General features: G+C 63.5%; 22 protein-coding genes. 12 read left to right on the top strand and 10 right to left on the bottom strand.

Translation table 11 applies throughout. The features are described 5' to 3' along the window. Positions 1-9 precede the first annotated feature (9 nt). The 5 genes from ACQ4W6_RS20610 to ACQ4W6_RS20590 all read right to left on the bottom strand — a co-directional run bounded on the left by ACQ4W6_RS20610 (position 10) and on the right by ACQ4W6_RS20590 (position 4,356). Positions 10-456: a hypothetical protein gene (locus ACQ4W6_RS20610; RefSeq protein WP_436569039.1), complete on the bottom strand. Its 447-nt coding sequence runs from the start codon at positions 454-456 to the stop codon at positions 10-12. A gap of 42 nt (positions 457-498) precedes the next feature. After that, positions 499-1,977: a hypothetical protein gene (locus ACQ4W6_RS20605; protein WP_436569038.1), complete on the bottom strand. Its 1,479-nt coding sequence runs from the start codon at positions 1,975-1,977 to the stop codon at positions 499-501. Then, positions 1,974-3,407, bottom strand: coding sequence for a hypothetical protein (locus tag ACQ4W6_RS20600; protein ID WP_436569037.1), 1,434 nt, complete (start codon positions 3,405-3,407; stop codon positions 1,974-1,976). The genes ACQ4W6_RS20605 and ACQ4W6_RS20600 overlap by 4 nt, the downstream gene beginning before the upstream one ends. A gap of 211 nt (positions 3,408-3,618) precedes the next feature. Beyond that, positions 3,619-4,095, bottom strand: a complete 477-nt coding sequence (locus ACQ4W6_RS20595; protein ID WP_436569036.1) for an adenylyltransferase/cytidyltransferase family protein — start codon at positions 4,093-4,095, stop codon at positions 3,619-3,621. Between the two features lie 45 nt (positions 4,096-4,140). After that, a complete protein-coding gene (locus tag ACQ4W6_RS20590) occupies positions 4,141-4,356 on the bottom strand; it encodes a DUF3717 domain-containing protein (RefSeq protein ID WP_436569035.1) in 216 nt (71 codons plus the stop codon). 141 nt (positions 4,357-4,497) lie between these two features. Here ACQ4W6_RS20590 and ACQ4W6_RS20585 point away from each other — a divergent pair, with 141 nt between their 5' ends. From ACQ4W6_RS20585 to ACQ4W6_RS20550, 8 genes are all read left to right on the top strand, one after another. Then, a complete protein-coding gene (locus ACQ4W6_RS20585; RefSeq protein ID WP_436569034.1) occupies positions 4,498-5,436 on the top strand; it encodes a hydrogen peroxide-inducible genes activator in 939 nt (312 codons plus the stop codon). Between the two features lie 77 nt (positions 5,437-5,513). After that, positions 5,514-6,368, top strand: coding sequence for a 4-hydroxybenzoate octaprenyltransferase (ubiA, locus tag ACQ4W6_RS20580; protein WP_436569033.1), 855 nt, complete (start codon positions 5,514-5,516; stop codon positions 6,366-6,368). A 118-nt stretch (positions 6,369-6,486) separates the two neighbouring features. Then, positions 6,487-6,843: an ElaB/YgaM/YqjD family protein gene (locus tag ACQ4W6_RS20575; protein ID WP_436569032.1), complete on the top strand. Its 357-nt coding sequence runs from the start codon at positions 6,487-6,489 to the stop codon at positions 6,841-6,843. Positions 6,844-6,922: 79 nt separating this feature from the next. Continuing rightward, entirely contained in the window at positions 6,923-7,309 is a 387-nt protein-coding gene (locus tag ACQ4W6_RS20570) for a phage holin family protein (protein WP_436569031.1), read from the top strand. After that, positions 7,306-7,656 carry a hypothetical protein gene (locus tag ACQ4W6_RS20565; RefSeq protein ID WP_436569030.1) on the top strand — a complete coding sequence of 117 codons (351 nt, stop codon included), beginning with the start codon at positions 7,306-7,308 and terminating at the stop codon, positions 7,654-7,656. Before ACQ4W6_RS20570 ends, ACQ4W6_RS20565 begins: the two co-directional genes overlap by 4 nt. 88 nt (positions 7,657-7,744) lie before the next feature. Beyond that, positions 7,745-8,302, top strand: coding sequence for a DUF3455 domain-containing protein (locus ACQ4W6_RS20560; RefSeq protein WP_436569029.1), 558 nt, complete (start codon positions 7,745-7,747; stop codon positions 8,300-8,302). 79 nt (positions 8,303-8,381) lie between these two features. Then, a complete protein-coding gene (locus tag ACQ4W6_RS20555) occupies positions 8,382-8,939 on the top strand; it encodes a sigma-70 family RNA polymerase sigma factor (RefSeq protein WP_436569028.1) in 558 nt (185 codons plus the stop codon). Beyond that, the gene (locus ACQ4W6_RS20550) at positions 8,936-9,652 is read left to right on the top strand and encodes an anti-sigma factor (protein WP_436569027.1); all 717 of its coding nucleotides are present in this window, start codon (positions 8,936-8,938) and stop codon (positions 9,650-9,652) included. Before ACQ4W6_RS20555 ends, ACQ4W6_RS20550 begins: the two co-directional genes overlap by 4 nt. A gap of 12 nt (positions 9,653-9,664) precedes the next feature. On the opposite strand, the gene proC is transcribed toward ACQ4W6_RS20550, so the two are convergent. Together proC and ACQ4W6_RS20540 are read right to left on the bottom strand one after the other, a co-directional pair. After that, positions 9,665-10,495: a pyrroline-5-carboxylate reductase gene (gene proC, locus ACQ4W6_RS20545; protein ID WP_436569026.1), complete on the bottom strand. Its 831-nt coding sequence runs from the start codon at positions 10,493-10,495 to the stop codon at positions 9,665-9,667. Between the two features lie 10 nt (positions 10,496-10,505). Continuing rightward, positions 10,506-11,234: a YggS family pyridoxal phosphate-dependent enzyme gene (locus ACQ4W6_RS20540; RefSeq protein ID WP_436569025.1), complete on the bottom strand. Its 729-nt coding sequence runs from the start codon at positions 11,232-11,234 to the stop codon at positions 10,506-10,508. Positions 11,235-11,305: 71 nt separating this feature from the next. On the opposite strand from ACQ4W6_RS20540, the gene ACQ4W6_RS20535 reads away from it, so the two are divergent. The 4 genes from ACQ4W6_RS20535 (at position 11,306) to ACQ4W6_RS20520 (ending at position 16,276) form a co-directional block, all read left to right on the top strand. Then, positions 11,306-12,349 carry a type IV pilus twitching motility protein PilT gene (locus ACQ4W6_RS20535; RefSeq protein ID WP_436569024.1) on the top strand — a complete coding sequence of 348 codons (1,044 nt, stop codon included), beginning with the start codon at positions 11,306-11,308 and terminating at the stop codon, positions 12,347-12,349. Between the two features lie 4 nt (positions 12,350-12,353). Further along, positions 12,354-13,493: a PilT/PilU family type 4a pilus ATPase gene (locus tag ACQ4W6_RS20530; RefSeq protein WP_436569023.1), complete on the top strand. Its 1,140-nt coding sequence runs from the start codon at positions 12,354-12,356 to the stop codon at positions 13,491-13,493. A gap of 1 nt (position 13,494) precedes the next feature. Next, complete coding sequence (locus ACQ4W6_RS20525; RefSeq protein WP_436569022.1) at positions 13,495-13,980, top strand: glutathione peroxidase; 486 nt, start codon at positions 13,495-13,497, stop codon at positions 13,978-13,980. 184 nt (positions 13,981-14,164) lie between these two features. Further along, positions 14,165-16,276 carry a putative bifunctional diguanylate cyclase/phosphodiesterase gene (locus tag ACQ4W6_RS20520; RefSeq protein ID WP_436569021.1) on the top strand — a complete coding sequence of 704 codons (2,112 nt, stop codon included), beginning with the start codon at positions 14,165-14,167 and terminating at the stop codon, positions 16,274-16,276. Here the strand turns inward: ACQ4W6_RS20520 and glcF are convergent. Genes glcF through ACQ4W6_RS20505 form a run of 3 tightly spaced genes read right to left on the bottom strand, consistent with a single transcriptional unit; the run spans position 16,273 to position 20,095 of the window. Beyond that, positions 16,273-17,511 carry a glycolate oxidase subunit GlcF gene (glcF, locus tag ACQ4W6_RS20515; protein ID WP_436569020.1) on the bottom strand — a complete coding sequence of 413 codons (1,239 nt, stop codon included), beginning with the start codon at positions 17,509-17,511 and terminating at the stop codon, positions 16,273-16,275. The two genes, ACQ4W6_RS20520 and glcF, sit on opposite strands and share 4 nt — an antisense overlap. A 6-nt stretch (positions 17,512-17,517) precedes the next feature. Next, complete coding sequence (gene glcE, locus ACQ4W6_RS20510; protein WP_436569019.1) at positions 17,518-18,588, bottom strand: glycolate oxidase subunit GlcE; 1,071 nt, start codon at positions 18,586-18,588, stop codon at positions 17,518-17,520. Positions 18,589-18,604: 16 nt separating this feature from the next. Continuing rightward, complete coding sequence (locus ACQ4W6_RS20505) at positions 18,605-20,095, bottom strand: FAD-linked oxidase C-terminal domain-containing protein (RefSeq protein ID WP_436569018.1); 1,491 nt, start codon at positions 20,093-20,095, stop codon at positions 18,605-18,607. Positions 20,096-20,169 lie beyond the last annotated feature (74 nt).

Raw genomic sequence — 20,169 nt, 5'->3', positions numbered from 1 at the left:
GCGTGTGGTTTAACGGCGGCTGGAAGTAAATGTCAGCAACAGGGCGACCAGACCCACCAGTACCAGCGGTCCCATGAACAATGGCGCGAGGAATTTATGCGCGTTCACGGCGGCCAGCACCACGCCCGTGGCCAGGCTGGCGAGGAAGATGAACAGCCACCAGCCCGAGGCGTTGGCCTTGTTGGGCGGCACGCGCTTGGCCACCAGGCCGTTCGCATAGGCATTCTTGGCAAAGAAAAAGGCGATGAACAACAGCAACAGCACCACGCCGCCGACCAGGGTATCGCGCGACGAGGTATCTGTGGTGGCAGCCGCATCAAAGGCGGGCGCCGGCTCGGTGGTGGTGGCTGCCGCAGATGCAGCGGGCGCATCAGTTGCCGGCGGCGCCGAGGCCGGGACCGATACCGGGGCCGGCAAAGTAAAACCTGCGTTGTCTTTCGGAGTATCTTGCGCCATGGTATGCCTCTGTTTAATTGATGTGTTTTAAAAGAATTTTGTTCAGGCCAGGCTCAAGGTATGCCCCTCAGCCACGCGCACGACGTCTGGCTTGCCCAGGCCCCGCTTGAGTTCGCCAATGTCGCGGCCATTGTCGTCGCGGATCTGCACGCTTTTGAACGGTTTGAGCAATACTTGCCGCTGCACGCCGTCGGCCAGCACCTTGTAGCGCGTGGCGCGCGCACCAAACAGCCCCAGGGCCAGCAAACCCAGCACGAACGCCAGGATGGCGCCCAGCAGCACCAGCACGGGCAGCAGCGGATACTGTATGCGCACCAGCAACGGTATCGTTGCCTGCGAGGCACGCACGCTATCGGGCGGCGTAAACATTTCCGATATCGGGTCGCCCGGGAACAGTTCCTGCAAATCCTCGCCAAAACTGGGCGCCAGCGCCAGCCGCTGCTCTGACAACCCCAGCTGCGCCTGCATCGGCAGCATCACCTGCTTGCCCATGGCGGCGATGGCTTGCGCCGACCACGGCGAGGGTATCTGCGCCATCGGCAAGGCGAACTGTACCTGCACGGACTGGCTGGCGCCCGGCTGCAAGTGGCGGATTTGATCTGGCGCAACGTGCAGCGGCGCATCCTGCCCCGCCAGAGTGGCGTGCACACGGGCGCTGTCGATCACGTAGGGAAAAAACATGTTTTGCAGGGACGCCTGCAGCACCACTTGCGGCACCAGCTTGGCCGCATCGACGTCGAGCACGATGGTGCGCCCGTCGCGGCCCAGGCTGGCGTGTACATTGGCGCTGTTCTTGACGGACTGGGGCACGATGCGCACGGCATCCTGGTCCACCGGTTTCAAGCGCGCAGGCGGGCGCGTCAGCACCTGCGACAGCCGGCCTTCGGCGAGGATGCGGTTGAGCGCGTCCGACGCCGGCTGGCCATAGGCGAGCGCATACACCATCAAGCCCTTGGCGCTGTACAGCTTGCCCTGCACGGGCATGCGCAGCGGAAATACGACCGTCTTGGTGATCGACGGCTCCAGGTGCAGCAGGCGGTAGAAATCGCGGTTGCGCTCGGCCGTCTGGCTATCGTTATTCGGGCTGTTCTTGTTATTCGTAAAGATCCACACGATGCCGGAGGCGGACTGGAACGGTCCCGTGATGGTTTTGGTCACGGCTTCCTTGAAGTCCGTGTCGGCCAGCGCACCACCCTCGCCTCCCGTGCCCTTGCGCGCTAGGCCCAGGTGGGCCAGCTGGCCCACCACGCCGGCGCCGCCCTGCCCCTGCCCCAGCAGCGCGGGCGAGACGTTCGCGCCGCTGCTCTGGCTGAACGCCAGCGTGTACACCTTGTCGGACGGGTTCGTGGCTGCCTGCGCCACGGCGCCCACCAGGGCTTTCAATTGCGAGTGCTTGTCCGTGTAAAACGGCTCCATCCAGCCCGAGTTTTGCACCAGGAACGCCTGCTGGATGCCGGCCGCGTGAACGGCGCCCGCCGACAGCACGGCGGCGCAGGCGGCGATCAACAAGCGCGCCTTCATGCCTGCAAGGTCCAGCCATCGATGCGCGACAGCAAGGGGTGATACGCCCATAGCATGCCGTCACTGACAAACAGGCGCAGGCGCCACGGCTCGCTGACGGCGAAGGTGTGGAACACCGTTTCGCGCAATGTATCGTCCTGCACCAGCTGCGCGGCCAGGCGCTCGTTCGAGCGCAGCACGCTCGACAGGCCGGCGCTGGTGGCGAACTTGACGCCGAAGACACTATTGCCGCTGCCCGATTCGAGCAGCGGCATGACGGCCTGGTTCTTGCCGCCATCGTCGCCGTGCTCCGGCTCTTCCCACGGCGCCGTTTTCAGCTTGGCGGCAAAGCGGTAATTGAAGCTGCCCGAACACAGGCGCGGCGCCAGCGCATCGGCCCGCTCGGGCTGGCTGCCCAGCTTCACGTAGACATAAGTGTGGCGGCTGCGCTCGAAGCACAGCTGCCACAGGCTGCCGTCACGCGACAGATACGGGCTGCCGAACTCGAAATGCGGCACCAGCCCTTCGGGCCAGGGCGTCAACGAGGCCGCCACGTTGCCATCGGGCTGCAACTGCAGGCGCAACTGGCCGTTGGCGCAAGGCCACACGGCCATGCGGTTGTAGGCCACGGGGGCGCTGACGGCACCGAGGTCAACTACGCCGTCGAGCAGCACATCGCTGCCCGGCTTTTGCGCCGCATCAAGGTTGACGAAGCGGACGCGGCCATCGTCGTCGCGCAGCGGCGCCCACAAACGGTTCTGGAACCAGATGGGGGCCGCCACGCATGGTGCGCCGCCCACGTGCTCGACTGCATAAGTGAGCGAGGGCACGTCGGGGCGGATGCAGGCCAGGCCATGGCTGGTCGGCAAGACCAGCACGCTATTGAATTGGGGCACCAGTTCGGCGCGCCAGGCACCGTGGGACAGGTCCGATTCGGCCAGCAAGGCGCCCATTTCCGGCTCCAGCGCGAGCCAGCGTTTCGAAGCGGGCAGCCAGGCATGCAGGGCCGCCTTGCGCGGATCGAGCGCCAGCAGCGCGGCGCCGCTGGTGCCGAACTGGGCGGCAAAGAATTCGTACTCGCCAGGCGGCGGCATGGGCAGCGAAGCATCCGCCTGCGCATGTTCTTCGCGCGCACGCTGGTCCGCCAGCATCAAAGGCACGCTGGCCTGGCGCAGGCCGGCAGCGCCCTGCAAAGGGCTGTCGCTGATGGCATGCGCGCCATAGGGCGCCACCCAGGGCGGCGTTGCAGCCGTATCGGGCGGCACTTGCAAGGCCGCGCCAGAGGCGGGATCGAAGGCGAATTCGGGCGGGAACTGGCGCACAGGCGCGCCGGCGGCAGCGGACAGGCGCCGGGCATGCATCAGCATGCCGATATCGGCGCTGCTCAGCAAGGGCGAGACGTTCTGGCCGTCCGCGCTGCGCTGCAAGCTCCAGACACCGGTGTCATCCACGTGCCATACGCCAGACGGCAGCGGCCAATCCCCAGAAGTTTTAAGATCCATGTATTTTCTATGACTAGCAATAAGCACCGTCGCGTGGTGCTACAAGATAAGACTGCAAAAACGGAAAAACGTGCTGGGGCTGTCGAAAAGAGGTCGCAGCCCTGACGCTTCTCATAGTAACGTTTTTTTATCTGTATGGAAACATTGGCGAGGCGACCCTCTACTGCGCCCGTACCTTGCTCAGCAGCTTCGTCGTCGAACGGTCGTGCTCGAAATCGATAGCCACCGCCTGGCCGCCATACGCCAGTACGGCCCGGCCTTCCGGGATGGCCGTCATGTCGTAGTCGCCGCCCTTGGCATAGATTTCCGGACAGATCTCCTGCACCACTTCCAGGGCGCTGTCTTCCGAAAACGGCACGACCAGGCTCACCGCTTCCAGCGCGGCCAGCACGGCCATGCGGTCTTCGCAGCTGTTCAGCGGGCGGTCATCGCCCTTGCCCAGGCGTTTCACCGAGGCGTCGGTATTGACGGCAAGCACCAGCGAAGCGCCCAGCGCGCGCGCCTGGGCCAGGTACGTCACGTGGCCGCGGTGCAGGATGTCGAACACGCCATTCGTCACCACCACCGGTTTCGGCAGCGCTTGCACGCGGGCGCGCAGTTCGTCGCGGCTGCATAGTTTGTCTTCAAAATCAGGCATGGCACTCTCTTGTAGGGGTTAGTTTCATGTGGCGTGGCTATCGTCTTAGATGCCGCCGCCATCCAGGCGCCAGGCATCGATCAAGGCATTGACGGCTGGCTCCAGGCGGTCGGTGGCGATGGTATCTTGCCGGTAGTAAATCATCCGCGCATACACGCCAGCCAGCTGGCTGACCGGTGGCGACAGCGCATATTCGTTGCCGCGCGCCGGTTGCCTGGCACGCCAGTAATTGATCGCCGCTTCGAGTGCCTGTATGCGCATGTCCATCGCCATTTTCCTCCATCGCCCTGCCCCGCATTATAGGGGGCGATCCGCTACAATACGCCATCGGCGCAACAGTTTGACCGTTTGCGCCACCTTTCATTCATTGCAAGTAAGCACTTCCTGTGTTTCAATCACCTTATGACATTGACTGAACTGAAATACATCGTTGCAGTCGCGCGAGCGAAACACTTCGGCCACGCCGCCGAAGCCTGCTTCGTTGCCCAGCCCACCCTGTCAGTGGCCATCAAGAAACTCGAAGACGAACTGGGCGTGGTCCTGTTCGAACGGGGTGGCGCGGAAATTTCCGTCACGCCGCTGGGCGCACAGATCATCGCGCAAGCCGAGCGCGTGCTGGAACAGACGGCCGCCATCAAGGAACTGGCCAAGCAAAACAAGGACCCGCTGGCCGGCCCCCTGCGCCTGGGCGTGATCTACACGATCGGCCCCTACCTGCTGCCGCCGCTGGTCAAGGCCATGATAGACCAGGTACCGCAAATGCCCTTGATCTTGCAGGAGAACTTCACGGTTCGCCTGCTTGAACTGCTGCGCCAGGGCGAACTGGACGTGGCCATCATGGCGCTGCCCCTGCCCGAACACGGCATGGCCATGCAGGAACTGTATGACGAACCGTTCGTCGTGGCCATGCCGCGCCAGCATCCGTGGACGGCGCGCGAGAAGATCGCCGCGCAGGACTTGAAGTCGGAAACCATGCTGCTGCTGGGCAATGGCCACTGTTTCCGCGACCAGGTACTGGAAGTATGTCCTGAAATGGCGCGCTTTTCCTCGCCCGGCAATGGCATGCAGCGCACGTTCGAAGGTTCCTCGCTGGAAACCATCCGCCACATGGTGGCCAGCGGCATCGGCCTGACGGTCTTGCCGCGCGCCTCCGTGACGAACATGCATGCCACGGAAGGCATGCTGGAATACCGTCCCTTCGAAGCACCGGCGCCATCGCGCCGCGTGGTCATGCTGTGGCGCAAGAGTTTTACCCGCAAGGCCGCCATCGACGCCCTGTGCGCGGCCATCGCCAGCTGCGACTTGCCGGGTATCACACCGCTTGGCGAAGACGAAAGCTGAACCGCCAGGCGCAAAATAGTACACCGCGCACTATTTTGCGATAATCGACCTTTCTGTTTAACAAGATCGAGTCTTCCATGAACAAGCTGGCGCTGTATTTCCGCCTGATACGGCTGGACAAGCCTATCGGTACCGTATTGCTACTGTGGCCTACCCTGTGTGCGCTGTGGCTGGCGCAGCAGGGCGTGCCGGACTGGCCGCTGCTGCTCATTTTCATCCTCGGCACCTTCCTGATGCGCTCGGCGGGCTGCGCCATCAACGACTACGCCGACCAGGATATCGACAAATTCGTCAAACGCACGGCCGAGCGTCCCATCACCAGCGGGCGCATCAGCGGCAAGGAAGCGCTGGCCGTGGCCGGCGTGCTGACGGTGCTGGCCTTCTGCCTGATCCTGCCCCTGAATACACTGACCAAACAGTTGTCCGTGGCCGCCGTCATCATCGCCGCCACCTATCCGTATTTCAAGCGTTTTTTTGCGATTCCGCAAGCGTATCTTGGCATCGCCTTCGGCTTCGGCATTCCCATGGGCTTTGCCGCCATCACCGGTGCCGTGCCCGTCGTGGCCTGGCTGCTGCTGCTGGGCAATGTCTTCTGGGCCGTGGCCTACGATACGGAATACGCAATGGTCGACCGCGACGACGACCTGAAAATCGGCATCAAGACCTCGGCCATCACCTTTGGCCGCTACGATGTGGCCATCATCATGCTGTGCTATGCCGTGTTCCTGCTGCTGTGGCTGGTCTGCGGCTGGTATCTGGGCCTGCGCTACTGGTACGTCGCGGGACTGGTGGTGGCGGCCGGCTGCGCCGTTTACCACTACACCCTGATACGCGCACGCGAGCGTATGCCGTGTTTTGCGGCATTCCGGCATAATAACTGGCTAGGAGCGGCGGTGTTTGCGGGAGTCGTGCTGGACTTTGCTTTCCGTTAATCACCGAGTCCAGGAATAACCTTGCGCCGCAGCAACCGTTGAGGCGGCGCAAGACAGCCCGGCCGCTGTTGCCTACACTGGTATTTCACTGTGCAGTTTCACTTCCATGAGGTAATACATGAGCTCGATATATACCGGAAAATCCAGCAGCGACAACATCCTCGCCGACGCCGACAAGGCACGCGACAAACTGGCTGGCGACCTGAAAACTGTCATCAACGAAGCCGAAGGCTGGCTCGACGGTGCCAAGGAGCAGACGGGCGAGAATGTCAAAGCCGTCAAGGACAAGTTCATCGCCACCCTGGAAACGGCCAAGAAAGACTTGATCAAGCTGGAAGAAGACTTGCTCGAACGCAGCAAGAAGGCGGCCAAGGCCACCGATGAATACGTGCAAGACAATCCGTGGAAGGCCGTCGGCGCCGGCGCCGTCGTGGGCGTGCTGTTCGGCCTGCTGCTATCGTCGTCACGCCGCTAAGAAACGCCTGACTGCACCGGCAGCTGGTGCGCCGGGCAGCACCGACGGCGCAGCCGTCACCTGACACGAAAGGCAGCATATGGCTATCGTGCATCATGTCGCCCAGGTCGCAGCGACCCTCGCCGCCATCGTCCAGACCCGTCTGGCCCTGGCGGCAGTGGAAATGGAAGAAGAGTCGCTGCGCTTCCTGTCTTACCTGGCGCTGGCCATGCTGGCGCTGCTGTGCCTGTTCGTCGGCCTGGTGCTGCTGGTGTTCCTCGTCATCGTGCTGTTCTGGGATACGCACCGCATCGCCGCCATCGCCATCACGGCCGCCATCTTCATCGCCGCCGCGCTCGCCACCCTGCTGGGCGTGCGTGCCAGTTTCCGCAGCAAGCCGAAACTGCTGTCCTTCACCATGAGCGAACTGAACAAAGATCTGGACGAGCTGCAACAGCTGGCCCGCCGGGGATCGGAGCGGCCATGACCACGCATCCTACCAAACTGTCGCATGTCCACACGGCTGCCAGCCTGGCGCAGCGGCGCGATGCGCTGCTGGCCGAATGCGCGCTGCAGCGCCTGGCGCTACGCGTGCAGACGCGTCAATTGCTGGAACCCTTGACGGGAGGAAATCTGCGCCACACCCTGGCCACGCGCTTGAAGATTCCGCTGATGCTAGGCGGCGCCGCGCTGGGCCTGCTGCTGGTGCGCCCGCGCCGCTTGGTGCCGCTGCTGCTGGCCGGCGTTTCGCTGCTGAAACACGCGAACGTGGCCCTGCCCCTGATGCGCACGCTATGGCAGCGCTTCGACAAGAAAACTGCGCCACCGCCATAAAATATTTTTTCCTGTCTGCATCCAAATGACGCGCTGCCGGGTAGTACTGGTATCAACCAGCCGGTTGAACCAACTGCCAGGAGCCGCCATGTTCATTTCCACCGCCCCACGCCACGCCACTTCCACCGTCGCCATCCTGGGCGCCGCCCTGCTGCTGGCCGCCTGCGCCCCCATGGGTGCGCGTTATTCGCAGGAACAATTGCCCGCCGCCGTGAAGGTGCCAGATGGCCACCAGGTTGCCATGCAAACCGTGGGCGTGGGCAAGATTGCCTATGAATGCAGAGCGAAAAAAGACATGACGGGCCATGAATGGGCCTTCGTGGGACCGGACGCGGCCCTGAACGACCGCAGCGGCATGCAAGTGGGCACGTATGTTGGCCCGCCTGCCACCTGGGCCAACCTGGACGGCTCGAAAGTGACGGCGACGCAAGTGGCCGTGGCGCCAGCCGGCGCGGGCAACATTCCATATCAACTGGTGAAAGCCAATCCGGCCATGGGCAGCGGCGCCATGCAGGGCGTCAGCTACATCCAGCGCGTGGCCACCCGCGGCGGCGTGGCCCCGGCAGCGCCGTGCGGCATGGAAACCCTCGGCAGCAAGCAATGGGTGCCCTACCAGGCTGACTACATCTTCTGGAAAGCCGCGTAGTTAAATTGACGCTTGGCAAGCTATTTCTGGCCTATACTCGGTCTTGAACACTTGCCAACCTTTGACGATTGCGCCGACCTTGCCAACCCAAGCCGCTCCCTTCGATTACGATGCCGCCCTGCGCGCCTGCGCCAGGGGCGAGCAGCAGGCATTGCATGGCCTGTACCAGCAGGAAAGCCGCTATCTGCTGGGCGTCGCCCTGCGCATCGTGCGCCAGCGCGCGCTGGCCGAAGACGTGCTGCACGACGCCTTTCTCAGCATCTGGCGCCGCGCCGGCAGTTTCGATGCCACGCGCGGCAGCGGCAAGGGCTGGATCTATGTGGTGGTGCGGCACCAGGCGCTGAACGTGGCGCGTGCGCGCGCACATGAGCACTCGGCCGACGAGGATACCGTGGAAACCCTGCTGCACGAACGCCAAGGCCACGATGCCGGCGATGCCTATGTTGTCCAGGCGGAGATGGGCCGGCTGCACGATTGCCTGGGCCACCTCGACGACGCCAAGCGCAACTCCATCCTGTACGCCTATGTCGATGGCTGTTCCCACAGCGAAATAGCGCAGCGCCTGCAAGCGCCGCTGGGCACGGTGAAAGCCTGGGTCAAGCGGGGGCTGGCCGCCTTGCGGGAGTGCATGGGATGACGAATAACGATGAAGAACTGCAAAGGCTGGCCAGCGAATACGTGCTGGGCACCCTGGAACTGGCCGAGCGGGCCGAAGTGGAACGGCGCCTGCCGAACGAGGCCGCCTTGCGCGACGCCATCGCCGCCTGGGAACAGCGCTTGCTGCCATTAACCAGCCTGGCGCCACCCGAACAGCCATCGCACCAGCTGTGGCCGCGCATCAGCGCCAGCCTGTTTACGCCGAGTGCCGTCAGGCAGGCGGGGGGCTGGCAAGCGTGGTGGAACAGCCTGGCCTTCTGGCGGATATTGGCCGGCGGTGGCTTGGCAGCTACGGCCGCGCTGGCCATACTGGTCAGCGTGCAACTGCAAGCGCCCGCCGGGCCTGGCTACCTGGTGGTGCTGGTAGCGCCGCAAGACAAGTCGCCGGGATGGATCGTGCAGGCGGGCAGTCGCGGCGGCAAGAACCGCGACCTGAGCCTGATCCCGCTGGGCCCAACCGTCGTACCGCAACAAAAAGCCCTGCAATTCTGGACCAAGGGCAAGGATTGGAGCGCGCCCGTCTCGCTGGGCCTGGTGCAGCCGGGACAGAGCCTCAAGTTGACTTTGGACAAACTGCCGCCGCTGCAGCCCGAGCAATTATTTGAAATCACGCTGGAGCCGGAAACGGGCTCGCCCACGGGCCGGCCGACGGGGCCGGTGCTTTACATCGGCCGCGCCGTCAAGGTCATGTAATTACTTGCCCACTTATTTGCCCAGCTCGTCGCCCATCTCGCGCCCGCGCTGCGCCGCCGCCTTGATACCCTTGACGATGGCTGCCTTCACGCCGCTCTCTTCCATGCTGGTGAGGGCCGCATACGTCGTGCCGCCCTTTGAGGTGACGCGCTCGCGCAACAGCGATACCGCTTCGCTCGACTGCGCCGCCAGCTGCGCTGCGCCCGTAAAGGTGGCAATCGCCAGTTGCGTGCCCTGCTCGGGCGTCAAGCCCAGCTCGGCAGCCGCCTGCTGCATCGCTTCGATGAAATAAAACACATACGCCGGGCCGCTGCCCGACACGGCCGTGACAGGGTCGATCTGCGCCTCGTCGGCCAGCCAGACAGTACTTCCGACGGCGCGCAAGATGGCGTCCGCCGTCTCTTTTTGCTCGCCGCTGACGCCGCTGCTGGCCACCATGCCCGTGATGCCCATGCCGATCAGGGCCGGCGTGTTCGGCATGCAGCGCACGATGGCAGGGTAATCGCCGAGCCAGCGCGACAAATCAACAGCGCGGATGCCGGCGGCAATCGACAGCACCAGCGGCGCCTTGCCCGCATCGATGAACGGCAGCAGCTGCGCCGCCACTTCGCGCATGCTTTGCGGTTTCACGGCCAGCACGATCACGTCCATGACACGCAGCATGTCACTGGCCGAGGGCGCCGTACTGACGCCAAACTGTGTTTGCAACTTTTCCAGGGCCGGGGCGTGCGGGTCGATCACGTGGATATTGCTTCCCGCCGTCAACTTGCCCGCCAGGCCGGCGATCAGGGCCGCCGCCATATTGCCGCCGCCTACAAATGCTATTTTCAATGCTGTCGTCATGGCGTTTCTTTCAATCAATCAGTGAGGAATAGTTGCGGGAACCGAAGATGGCGCTGCCCACACGCACGATGGTGGCGCCTTCCAGCACGGCGGCGCGCAAGTCGGCCGACATGCCCATCGACAAGGTATCGAGCGCCAGCCCCTCTTGGTTTAATTGTTCGTACAGCGTGCGCAATTGCGCAAACGCAAAACGCTGGCGCGCCAGTTCCGTTTCCGGTTCGGGGATGGCCATCAGGCCGCGCAGGCGCAACCTGGGCAACTGCGCCACGGCGCGTGCCAGCGCCGGCAGATCAAATGGCGTCACGCCGCTCTTGCTCGCTTCGCCGCTGATATTAACTTGCAGGCAGATATTCAAGTCCGGCAAGCCGGCTGGGCGCTGTTCGGACAGGCGCACGGCGATCTTTTCGCGCTCGACCGTGTGCACCCAGTCAAAATGCTCGGCGATGGGGCGCGTCTTGTTGCTCTGGATGGGGCCGATGAAATGCCATGCCAGCGCGCCTTGCGGCAAGGCAAGCTTAACGACGGCAAGCTTGACGGCGGCGATCTTGTCGAGCGCTTCCTGCAGGTAATTTTCGCCAAACGCCGTCTGGCCCGCGCGCGCCGCTGCCAGCACGGCGTCTGCACCAAAGGTCTTGGAGACGGCCAGCAGGTGCACGCCCTCCGGCGCGCGCTGCGCCTCGGCCGCCGCCTGCGCAATAGCGTCGCGCACGGCTTGCAAGTTCTGTTCGATTGTGGACATAATCATTTTCTAGTGGATACGGGGCTACAGCAGCCTCAGGCAGCCCATCAATGCAGGCACAGGGATTATAAATGGACATCTCCGAACTACTCGCTTTCTCCGTCGGTAACAAGGCTTCCGACTTGCACCTGTCTGCCGGCCTGCCGCCGATGATACGGGTGAATGGCGACGTGCGCCGCCTGAACGTGGCGCCGCTTGAGCACAAGGAAGTGCACCGCATGATCTACGATATCATGAACGACAGCCAGCGCAAGGCCTACGAAGAAGCGCTGGAATGCGATTTTTCGTTCGAGATCCCCGGCCTGGCCCGCTTCCGCGTGAACGCCTACAACCAGGAACGGGGCGCCTCGGCCGTGCTGCGCACGATTCCCTCGACAGTGCTGACCCTGGAAGAACTCAACGCGCCGCGCATCTTCGGCGAACTGGCCATGCGCCCACGCGGGCTGGTACTGGTGACGGGCCCGACGGGTTCAGGCAAGTCGACCACCCTGGCGGCGATGGTAAACCACGTCAACGAGCGCCTGCACCACCACATTTTGACCATCGAAGACCCGATCGAGTTCGTGCACGAACCGAAGAAATGCCTGATCAACCAGCGCGAGGTGGGATCGCACACGCACTCGTTTAGCAACGCGCTGCGCTCGGCCCTGCGCGAAGACCCCGATGTCATCCTGGTAGGCGAATTGCGCGACCTGGAAACCATCCGCCTGGCGCTGACGGCGGCCGAGACGGGCCACCTGGTGTTCGGCACCCTGCACACCTCGTCGGCGGCCAAATCCATCGACCGCATCATCGACGTCTTCCCCGCCGAGGAAAAGGAGATGGTGCGCGCCATGCTGTCGGAATCGTTGCAGGCGGTGATTTCGCAAAACTTGCTCAAGACCAAGGATGGCAGCACCCGCGTGGCAGCGCATGAAATCATGCTGGCCACGCCCGCCATACGCAACTTGATCCGCGAAGCAAAAGTGGCGCAAATGTATTCGGCCATCCAGACGGGCAGCAATGTGGGCATGCAGACGCTGGACCAGTGCCTCTCCGACCTGGTACGGCGCGGCACGATCTCGGCAGAAACGGCCCGTTCGGCCGCCAAATCACCTGAAAACTTTCCCGGATAAACGCATGCAGACGACACACGAACACTATGGCGCCATGCACGCGCTGCTGGCGCAGATGCGCGAACGGGGCGGCTCGGACCTGTTCATCACGGCCGGCTTTGCGCCTGCGATCAAGCTCGACGGCAAGCTGACGCCGCTGGCGGGCGGCGCGCTCGATGCGCAGCAGGCGGCCGCTTACGTGCGCACCGTCATGAACGAGCGCCAGGCGACGGAGTTCGAGGCCAGCCGCGAAGCCAATTTCGCCATCAGCCCGGAGGGACTCGGGCGTTTTCGCGTCTCCGCCTTCGTGCAGATGGGGAAAGCGGGCATGGTCTTGCGCACGATCAATACCAGCATCCCCACCCTGGACGCGCTGGGCCTGCCCGCCATCCTGCAAGACGTGGTGATGAGCAAACGGGGACTCGTCATCATGGTGGGCGCCACCGGCTGCGGCAAGTCGACCACGCTGGCGGCCATGGTGGGCCACCGCAACGCCCACAGCCACGGCCACATCATCACCATCGAAGATCCCGTGGAATTCATCCATCCACACGGCAACTGCATCGTCACCCAGCGCGAAGTGGGGGTCGATACGCAAGACTGGGGCACGGCCCTGAAAAACACCTTGCGCCAGGCGCCCGACGTGATACAGATCGGTGAAATCCGCGACCGCGAAACGATGGACCACGCCATCGCGTTTGCCGAAACGGGCCATCTGTGCCTGGCAACCTTGCATGCGAACAACGCCAACCAGGCGCTGGACCGCATCATCAATTTCTTCCCCGAAGAACGGCGCCAGCAATTGTTGATGGACCTGTCGCTCAATTTGAAGGGCATGATTTCGCAGCGTTTGATCCCCAACAAGGACAGCAGCGGGCGCAAGGCGGCGCTGGAAATCCTGCTCAATTCGCCGCTGATGAGCGAGCTGATCTTCAAGGGCCAGGTGCACGAAATCAAGGAACTGATGAAAAAATCGCGCGAGCATGGCATGCAGACTTTCGACCAGGCCCTGTTCGACCTGCACGAGACGGGCCATATCAGCTATGAAGATGCGCTGCGCAATGCGGACTCCGTCAACGACCTGCGCCTGGCGATCAAACTCCACGGCAAAACGGCGCCGCAACCTGCCCCGCTCGCGGGCACCACCACTTTGGGACTACTCTGAGATGGCCAGCATCCACGATTTCCAGGCCACGGCGCTGGACGGCACCCCCATCGACCTGGCGCAATACGCGGGCAAGGTCTTGTTGATTGTCAACACGGCCAGCGCCTGCGGCTTCACGCCGCAATACCGGGGCCTCGAAGCGCTGTACCAACAGTTCCAGCAACAGGGGCTGGTCGTGCTGGGGTTTCCCTGCAACCAGTTTCGCCAGCAAGAACCGGGCTCGAATGCCGAGATCGGCGCTTTTTGCGCGAAAAATTTTGGGGTCACTTTTCCCCTGTTCGCCAAAATTGAGGTCAATGGGCCACATACCCACCCCCTGTTTGCGCAATTAAAACAGGCGGCGCCCGGCATTCTGGGCACGCAATCGATCAAATGGAATTTCACCAAATTTCTGGTGCGCAAGGATGGCAGCGTCTTTCGCCGCTATGCGACGGCCAGTAAACCCGCAACCCTGACTGACGACATCGCGCGATTGCTACAAGCATGAGCGAAAAAAACTTTGATTTACAACAATGATTGTTGAAATCAGGCACGCCAACTTTATTTCATACATGATATTAATATTGTGTTTCAAATAGCAAATTTCGGTGATAATGTTGACATAATCATTCGCACATATCGATAACAAAACGATGCCAGTCTTTGGGAAAATAGTATCTTCGTGGCTACGCATGGGCTGTTATTGCCGCCTGTTCATTCCTGTTTTCTTCCTGATACTCGCCGTTTCCGCCCTCCGTTATCACGCCCTGCTCGATACCGAAACGGCGCTGGCCACAGCGCGTTATCAAAGCGATGCGCGGCAACTCGACCTGTACCTGGCCAATACCGTGCTGCCGCTGGCCGTGCGAAGCGACATGCACACGCTGCGCGACAACGTGCGCCAGGCGCTGCGCAGCGCCTTGCCGCTGAACCGCAGCCTCGCTGCCATCCGCTGGGATAGTGCCTCCGAACATATCGAAGTGCTGGCCGACAGCCAGCTGGCCGACGAACTGGCCGCTGGCGTGCCGGCGTGGTTTGCGCGCCTGGCCGGCATCACGGCCATCAGCAGCCGCCTGACGGTGGCGCTGCCAGGCGGTGGCGACGGCATCCTCGACCTGCACTACGCGCCCAGCCTGCCCCTGACGCAGGCATGGCACAGCGTGCGCCACCAGGCCGTGCTGAGCGGCATCAATATCGTCCTCATTTACATGCTGCTGGGCCTGATCCTGGCCTCGCAGCGCAAGCTGCTGGCGCGCCTGGTGCGGGCCACCGACCGCTTCCGCGGCGGCGACTTCGCCGTGCGCCTGGCAGGCGGTGCCACGTCCGAGGCGCAAGCCGTGTCGCAGTCATTCAACAGCATGGCCGGCGATATCGAGGAACTATTGTTCTCGCTCAAGACCAGCCAGCGCCAACTGGGCGAACAGCTCAACCAAACCGTGCACATGCAGCATGCGCTGCAAAAACTATCCTGGCAAAACTACAATGATGTGCTGACGGGCCTGCCCAACCGCGCCGCGCTGGCCGCCCGCTTCGAACAGGAACTGTTCCTCGCGCGCGAGCGCCAGCGCCTGCTGGCCGTGTGTCTGTTCGACCTCGACCACTTCCAGGCCATCAACGACCGCTACGGCGCCGAGGCTGGCGATGACATTCTCAAGCAGGTGGCCGGCCGCCTGCACAGCTTCACGGGCCAGGTGCACTATGCGGCGCGGCTGGGCGGCGATGAATTCGTCATGCTGCTGTGCGGCCAGGCCAGCATCGCCAGCATCGAACAGAACATCACCCAGCTGATGAAAGAACTGAGCCGCCCCTACCAGTGCGACCAGCAGCCGCTACACATGACGGCCAGCGCCGGCATCGCCGTGTACGCCGGCAAGGACCTGAATACGGAAAGCCTGCTGCGCCACGCCGATCACGCCGTCTACCAGGCCAAGCTGACGGGGCGCAACCAGTATCACTTCTTCGACACCAACCTCGATGAAGAAGTGCGCACGCACCACAACCAGCGCACGGAAGTGCGCCAGGCCCTGATCGATGGCGAGCTGCGGCTGTACTACCAGCCCAAGGTCAACCTGCGCGCCGGCACGGTGGTGGGCATGGAAGCGCTGCTGCGCTGGCAGCATCCGCGCCGCGGTGTACTGGCGCCGGCGCAGTTCCTGCCGCTGGTAGAGCAGACGGACCTGATTATCGACATCGGCGAATGGGTGCTGCGCCAGGCCCTGTGGCAGATGCAGCGCTGGAGCGTGGCAGGCAAGCACTGGGTGGTCAGCGTGAACATCGCGGCACGCCACTTCCAGCAGCCCGATTTCGTCGCGCGCCTGGAAACCATCCTCGGCGAGTTTCCCGGCGTGCGCGCCAGCATGCTGGAACTGGAAATCCTCGAATCGTCGGCCCTGCACGACATCGAACACGTGCGCCGCATTATCCGCGCCTGCCAGGCGCTGGGCATCACGTTCGCGCTCGACGATTTCGGCACCGGCTATTCCTCGATGTCGTATCTGAAACGCCTGCCAGCCAATATCGTCAAGATTGACCAGAGCTTCGTGCGCAATATGCTCAACGACCGCGACGACCTGCACCTGGTGCGCGCCGTTATCGGCCTGGCCCGTTCATTCGGTTTGACGGTGATCGCCGAAGGCGTGGAAAGCATCGAGCACGGCGCCCGCCTGATCCAGCTGGGCTGCGACCTGGCGCAAGGCTATGGCATCGCCCGCCCCATGCCGGCCAACGCCGTGCTGGACTGGGCAAACAATTTCATTCCCGCGCCGCAGTGGAAGCTGGCGCAGCTGAGCGAAAGCCCGGTTTAAGGTTGCGGCGCCGCCAGCGCTGCATCGATCAACTCGATCCAGTGCCGCACGGGCGTCTGCGTGCCCGATTGCAGGTGCGTCAGGCAGCCGATATTGGCCGAGACGATGACGTCGGGTGCGCAGGCTTCCAGGTTGGCCACCTTGTTGTCGCGCAGCTGCTGCGACAATGCCGGCTGCAGGATCGAATACGTACCGGCAGAACCGCAGCACAGATGGCTGTCGGCGCACAGGCGCACGTCGACGCCGACTGCGCGCAGCACCTGCTCGACCTTGCCGCGGATCTGCTGGCCGTGCTGCAAGGTGCATGGCGGGTGATACGCGACTCTTTGCGCGATCCGCCCTTTTTCCTTTAACAGCGCCACCAGTTCCATTTCGAACGCCGACATGATCTCGGACAAATCGCGCGTCAGTGCCGTGATGCGCCGCGCCTTGTCCGCATACTGTGCGTCGTGTGCCAGCAGATGGCCGTATTCCTTGACGGTGGCGCCGCAGCCGGACGCCGTCATGACGATGGCTTCGGCGCTGTCCACATACGGCCACCAGGCATCGATATTGCGGCGCATGTCGTCCAGCGCCGCCTCTTGGTCATTCAGGTGATGGCGCAGCGCGCCGCAGCATCCTGCTTTCGGCGCATTGATCAATTGCACGCCCAGCGCGTCAAGCACGCGCGCCGTGGCCGCGTTGATATTGGGCGACATGGCCGGCTGCACGCAGCCATCGAGCACCAGCATGGTGCGCGCATGGCCGCGCGCGGGCCACTTGCCGGGGGCAGCGCCGGGGCGCAATTTGTCCTGCAAGCCTTTTGACAGCAAGGGCCGCAGTGCCTGCCCCGCCTTGTACACGGGCGTAAACAGCCAGCGGCGCGGCAAGGCTTCCTTCAGGGCGAAACGCAGCGCGCGCTCGCGCAAGGGGCGCTGCACGCGCTGTTCGACGACGTTGCGGCCGATGTCGACCAGGCGCCCGTACTGCACCCCGGACGGACAAGTCGACTCGCAGTTGCGGCAGGTCAAACAGCGGTCCAGGTGCGTCTGCGTCTTGGCTGTGACGGGCGCGCCTTCGAGCACCTGCTTGATCAGGTAAATGCGTCCGCGCGGGCCGTCGAGTTCATCGCCCAGCAATTGGTAGGTGGGACAGGTGGCCGTGCAAAAGCCGCAATGCACGCAGGCGCGCAAGATGGCTTCGGCTTCGTCGCCTGCCGGCGTATTCTTGATGAAATCGGCGAGATTGGTTTGCATGCGCGCTCAATACATTCTGTGCGGGTTGAAGATGCCGGCCGGGTCGAAAGCCTGCCGCAGACGCTGGTGGATGGTGCCGACGGCTGGCGCCAGCGGGTGGAACACGCCCACCGCCTTGTCGCCGCCGCGGAACAGCGTGGCGTGGCCCCCAAGCGCAGCCACCGCCTGGCGGATGCGCAGGGCGCTGGCGACATCGGCGCCGGCATCGACCTTCAGCCAGCGCTGCGCGCCACCCCACTCGATCAGCTGGCGCCCTTTCAAAATCACGGCGCTGGCGTGCGGCGGCACGGATAGCCGCCACAGGCTGCCACTGCCCGTAAAGAAATCATGCGTCTGCTCGCGCAGGGATAGCCAGAAAGCGGCCGCGTCATCGGGCGCCAGCACTTTGCCGCCCAATGATTGCAAAGCCGCAGAGACGGCCGCCTCGGCGCCCGACAGGCGCACGGTGAGCACGCCGTCATGCCAGCAACTGGCCGATAGCGGCAGCGGTTGTCCGGCCCATTCATTGAGCAAGCGCAAGGCGGCGATTTCCGTGCACTCCACGCGAAAACTCGCTTCGCGCAGCGGCAGGGGCAGCACTTTGAGCGACACTTCCAGGATCAGGCCCAGGGTGCCCAAGGAACCCGCCAGCAGGCGCGAGACATCGTAGCCGGCCACGTTTTTCATGACTTGCCCGCCAAAGGCCAGGCGCTCGCCGTGGCCATCCATCAGCACGGCGCCCAGCACAAAATCACGTAACGCGCCCGCGCTGGCCCGGCGCGGGCCGGACAAGGCGCAAGCCACCGCCCCGCCCACGGTGGCGCCCGCGCCGAAATGCGGCGGTTCGAAGGCCAGCATCTGGTTGCGTGCGGCCAGCGCTGCCTCGATGTCAGAGAGCGGCGTGCCGCAGCGGGCCGTGATCACCAGCTCCGTCGGTTCATAGTCGATGATGCCGGCATACGCGCGCGTGTCGAGTAACTCACCGGCCAGCTGCTGTCCATACCAGTCTTTCGTGCCACCGCCGCGCAGGCGTACAGGCGTACCCGCCGCGCTGGCCGCCAGGATCTGCTGTTTGAATTGTTCCGCTATCGCTTGCAAAAGGGTCTCCGGCAGATTAAAAACGGGGCAGGTTGGCAAACGGCAGGCGCCCCGCCGTGACGTGCATCTTGCCAAATTCCGCACAGCGGTTCAAGGTGGGAATGGCCTTGTCCGGGTTCAGCAAGGTATGCGGGTCAAACGCGCGCTTGACGGCAAAGAAGGCATCGAGTTCGGCGCGCGTAAATTGCACGCACATGGAATTGATCTTTTCCATGCCCACGCCGTGTTCGCCCGTGATAGTGCCGCCAACGGCCACGCACAGGGCGAGGATATCGGCGCCAAACGCCTCGGCGCGCTCAAATTCGCCAGGCATGTTGGCGTCAAACAGGATCAGCGGATGCAAATTGCCATCGCCCGCGTGGAATACGTTCGCGCAGCGCAAGCCATAGGTCTTTTCCATGCCGGCGATGCCCGTCAGGACTTCGGCCAGGCGCTTGCGCGGGATGGTGCCGTCCATGCAGTAGTAATCGGGCGAAATGCGCCCTGCGGCAGGAAAGGCGTTCTTGCGGCCGGACCAGAATTTCATGCGTTCCGCTTCCGACTGCGAGACGGCAATCGCGCTGGCGCCCGCCCCTTCCAGCACGGCCGTCATGCGGGCGATTTCCTCTTCCACTTCCTCGTGCGTGCCATCGGCCTCGCACAGCAAGATGGCGGCCGCGTTGATATCGTAGCCGGCCTTGACGAACGGTTCGACCATGCGCGAGGATGTCTGGTCCATCATTTCCAGGCCGGCCGGGATGATGCCGGCGGCGATCACGTTGGCAACTGCATTGCCGCCAGTGACCACGTCGCCGAAGGACGCCATGATGACGCGCGCGGTGGCCGGTTTCGGGATCAGCTTTACCGTCACTTCCGTGACGATGCCCAGCATGCCTTCGGAGCCGATGAAGACGGCCAGCAAGTCCAGGCCGGGGGAATCGAGGCATTCACCGCCCAGTTCGAGCACGTCACCATCGATGGTAACAACCCGCACGCGCAGCACATTGTGCACGGTCAAACCATATTTGAGGCAATGCACGCCGCCCGAGTTTTCCGCCACGTTGCCGCCGATGCTGCAGGCGATCTGCGAGGAGGGGTCGGGCGCGTAATACAGCGCATATTGCGCCGCCGCTTCCGAAATGGCCAGGTTGCGCACGCCAGGCTGCACCACGGCCGTGCGCGCATACGCATCGAGGCGCACGATGCGGTTCAGGCGCGCCGTCGACAGCACCACGCCATCGGCAATTGGCAAGGCGCCGCCCGACAGGCCCGTGCCGGCGCCGCGCGGCACGATCGGCACGCCAAGCTGGCGGCAGACGCCGAGGATGGCGATGACTTGTTCTTCCGTGTCGGGCAGGGTGACGACCATCGGCAACTGGCGGTAGGCAGCCAGGCCGTCGCACTCATACGGGCGCGTATCTTCGGCGTCAGACAGCACGCAGCGGGCCGGCAGCACGGCCAGCAGGGCCGCGACGACGGCTTGCTGGCGCGCGGCGATCAATCCGGGTTCGGGAGCAGCATTGAGCATAGTGAGGGGTAAAAGTACATGGTCGTGCAACGATTGTAAGCATAAAAACACCGTGCGCCGCATTTTTTGTCACG

This window comes from Janthinobacterium woesei, from assembly GCF_051380875.1.
In the GTDB taxonomy this organism is placed as follows: Bacteria; Pseudomonadota; Gammaproteobacteria; order Burkholderiales; family Burkholderiaceae_D; genus Janthinobacterium.
The sequence above is the reverse complement of the archived record's forward strand: the minus strand, read 5'-3'. Positions and strand labels throughout refer to the sequence as shown.

Bases quoted from the DNA above. Each gene is read 5' to 3' on its own strand.
- ACQ4W6_RS20605 (WP_436569038.1), bottom strand. From the start codon at position 1,977: ATGAAGGCGCGCTTGTTGATCGCCGCCTGCGCCGCCGTGCTGTCGGCG.
- proC (WP_436569026.1), bottom strand. From the start codon at position 10,495: ATGACGACAGCATTGAAAATAGCATTTGTAGGCGGCGGCAATATGGCG.
- ACQ4W6_RS20575 (WP_436569032.1), top strand. From the start codon at position 6,487: ATGAGCTCGATATATACCGGAAAATCCAGCAGCGACAACATCCTCGCC.
- ACQ4W6_RS20520 (WP_436569021.1), top strand. From the start codon at position 14,165: ATGGGCTGTTATTGCCGCCTGTTCATTCCTGTTTTCTTCCTGATACTC.
- ACQ4W6_RS20610 (WP_436569039.1), bottom strand. From the start codon at position 456: ATGGCGCAAGATACTCCGAAAGACAACGCAGGTTTTACTTTGCCGGCC.
- ACQ4W6_RS20535 (WP_436569024.1), top strand. From the start codon at position 11,306: ATGGACATCTCCGAACTACTCGCTTTCTCCGTCGGTAACAAGGCTTCC.
- ubiA (WP_436569033.1), top strand. From the start codon at position 5,514: ATGAACAAGCTGGCGCTGTATTTCCGCCTGATACGGCTGGACAAGCCT.
- ACQ4W6_RS20585 (WP_436569034.1), top strand. From the start codon at position 4,498: ATGACATTGACTGAACTGAAATACATCGTTGCAGTCGCGCGAGCGAAA.
- glcF (WP_436569020.1), bottom strand. From the start codon at position 17,511: ATGCAAACCAATCTCGCCGATTTCATCAAGAATACGCCGGCAGGCGAC.
- ACQ4W6_RS20530 (WP_436569023.1), top strand. From the start codon at position 12,354: ATGCAGACGACACACGAACACTATGGCGCCATGCACGCGCTGCTGGCG.
- ACQ4W6_RS20550 (WP_436569027.1), top strand. From the start codon at position 8,936: ATGACGAATAACGATGAAGAACTGCAAAGGCTGGCCAGCGAATACGTG.
- ACQ4W6_RS20595 (WP_436569036.1), bottom strand. From the start codon at position 4,095: ATGCCTGATTTTGAAGACAAACTATGCAGCCGCGACGAACTGCGCGCC.
- ACQ4W6_RS20590 (WP_436569035.1), bottom strand. From the start codon at position 4,356: ATGCGCATACAGGCACTCGAAGCGGCGATCAATTACTGGCGTGCCAGG.
- ACQ4W6_RS20570 (WP_436569031.1), top strand. From the start codon at position 6,923: ATGGCTATCGTGCATCATGTCGCCCAGGTCGCAGCGACCCTCGCCGCC.
- ACQ4W6_RS20505 (WP_436569018.1), bottom strand. From the start codon at position 20,095: ATGCTCAATGCTGCTCCCGAACCCGGATTGATCGCCGCGCGCCAGCAA.
- ACQ4W6_RS20565 (WP_436569030.1), top strand. From the start codon at position 7,306: ATGACCACGCATCCTACCAAACTGTCGCATGTCCACACGGCTGCCAGC.
- ACQ4W6_RS20560 (WP_436569029.1), top strand. From the start codon at position 7,745: ATGTTCATTTCCACCGCCCCACGCCACGCCACTTCCACCGTCGCCATC.
- ACQ4W6_RS20540 (WP_436569025.1), bottom strand. From the start codon at position 11,234: ATGTCCACAATCGAACAGAACTTGCAAGCCGTGCGCGACGCTATTGCG.
- ACQ4W6_RS20525 (WP_436569022.1), top strand. From the start codon at position 13,495: ATGGCCAGCATCCACGATTTCCAGGCCACGGCGCTGGACGGCACCCCC.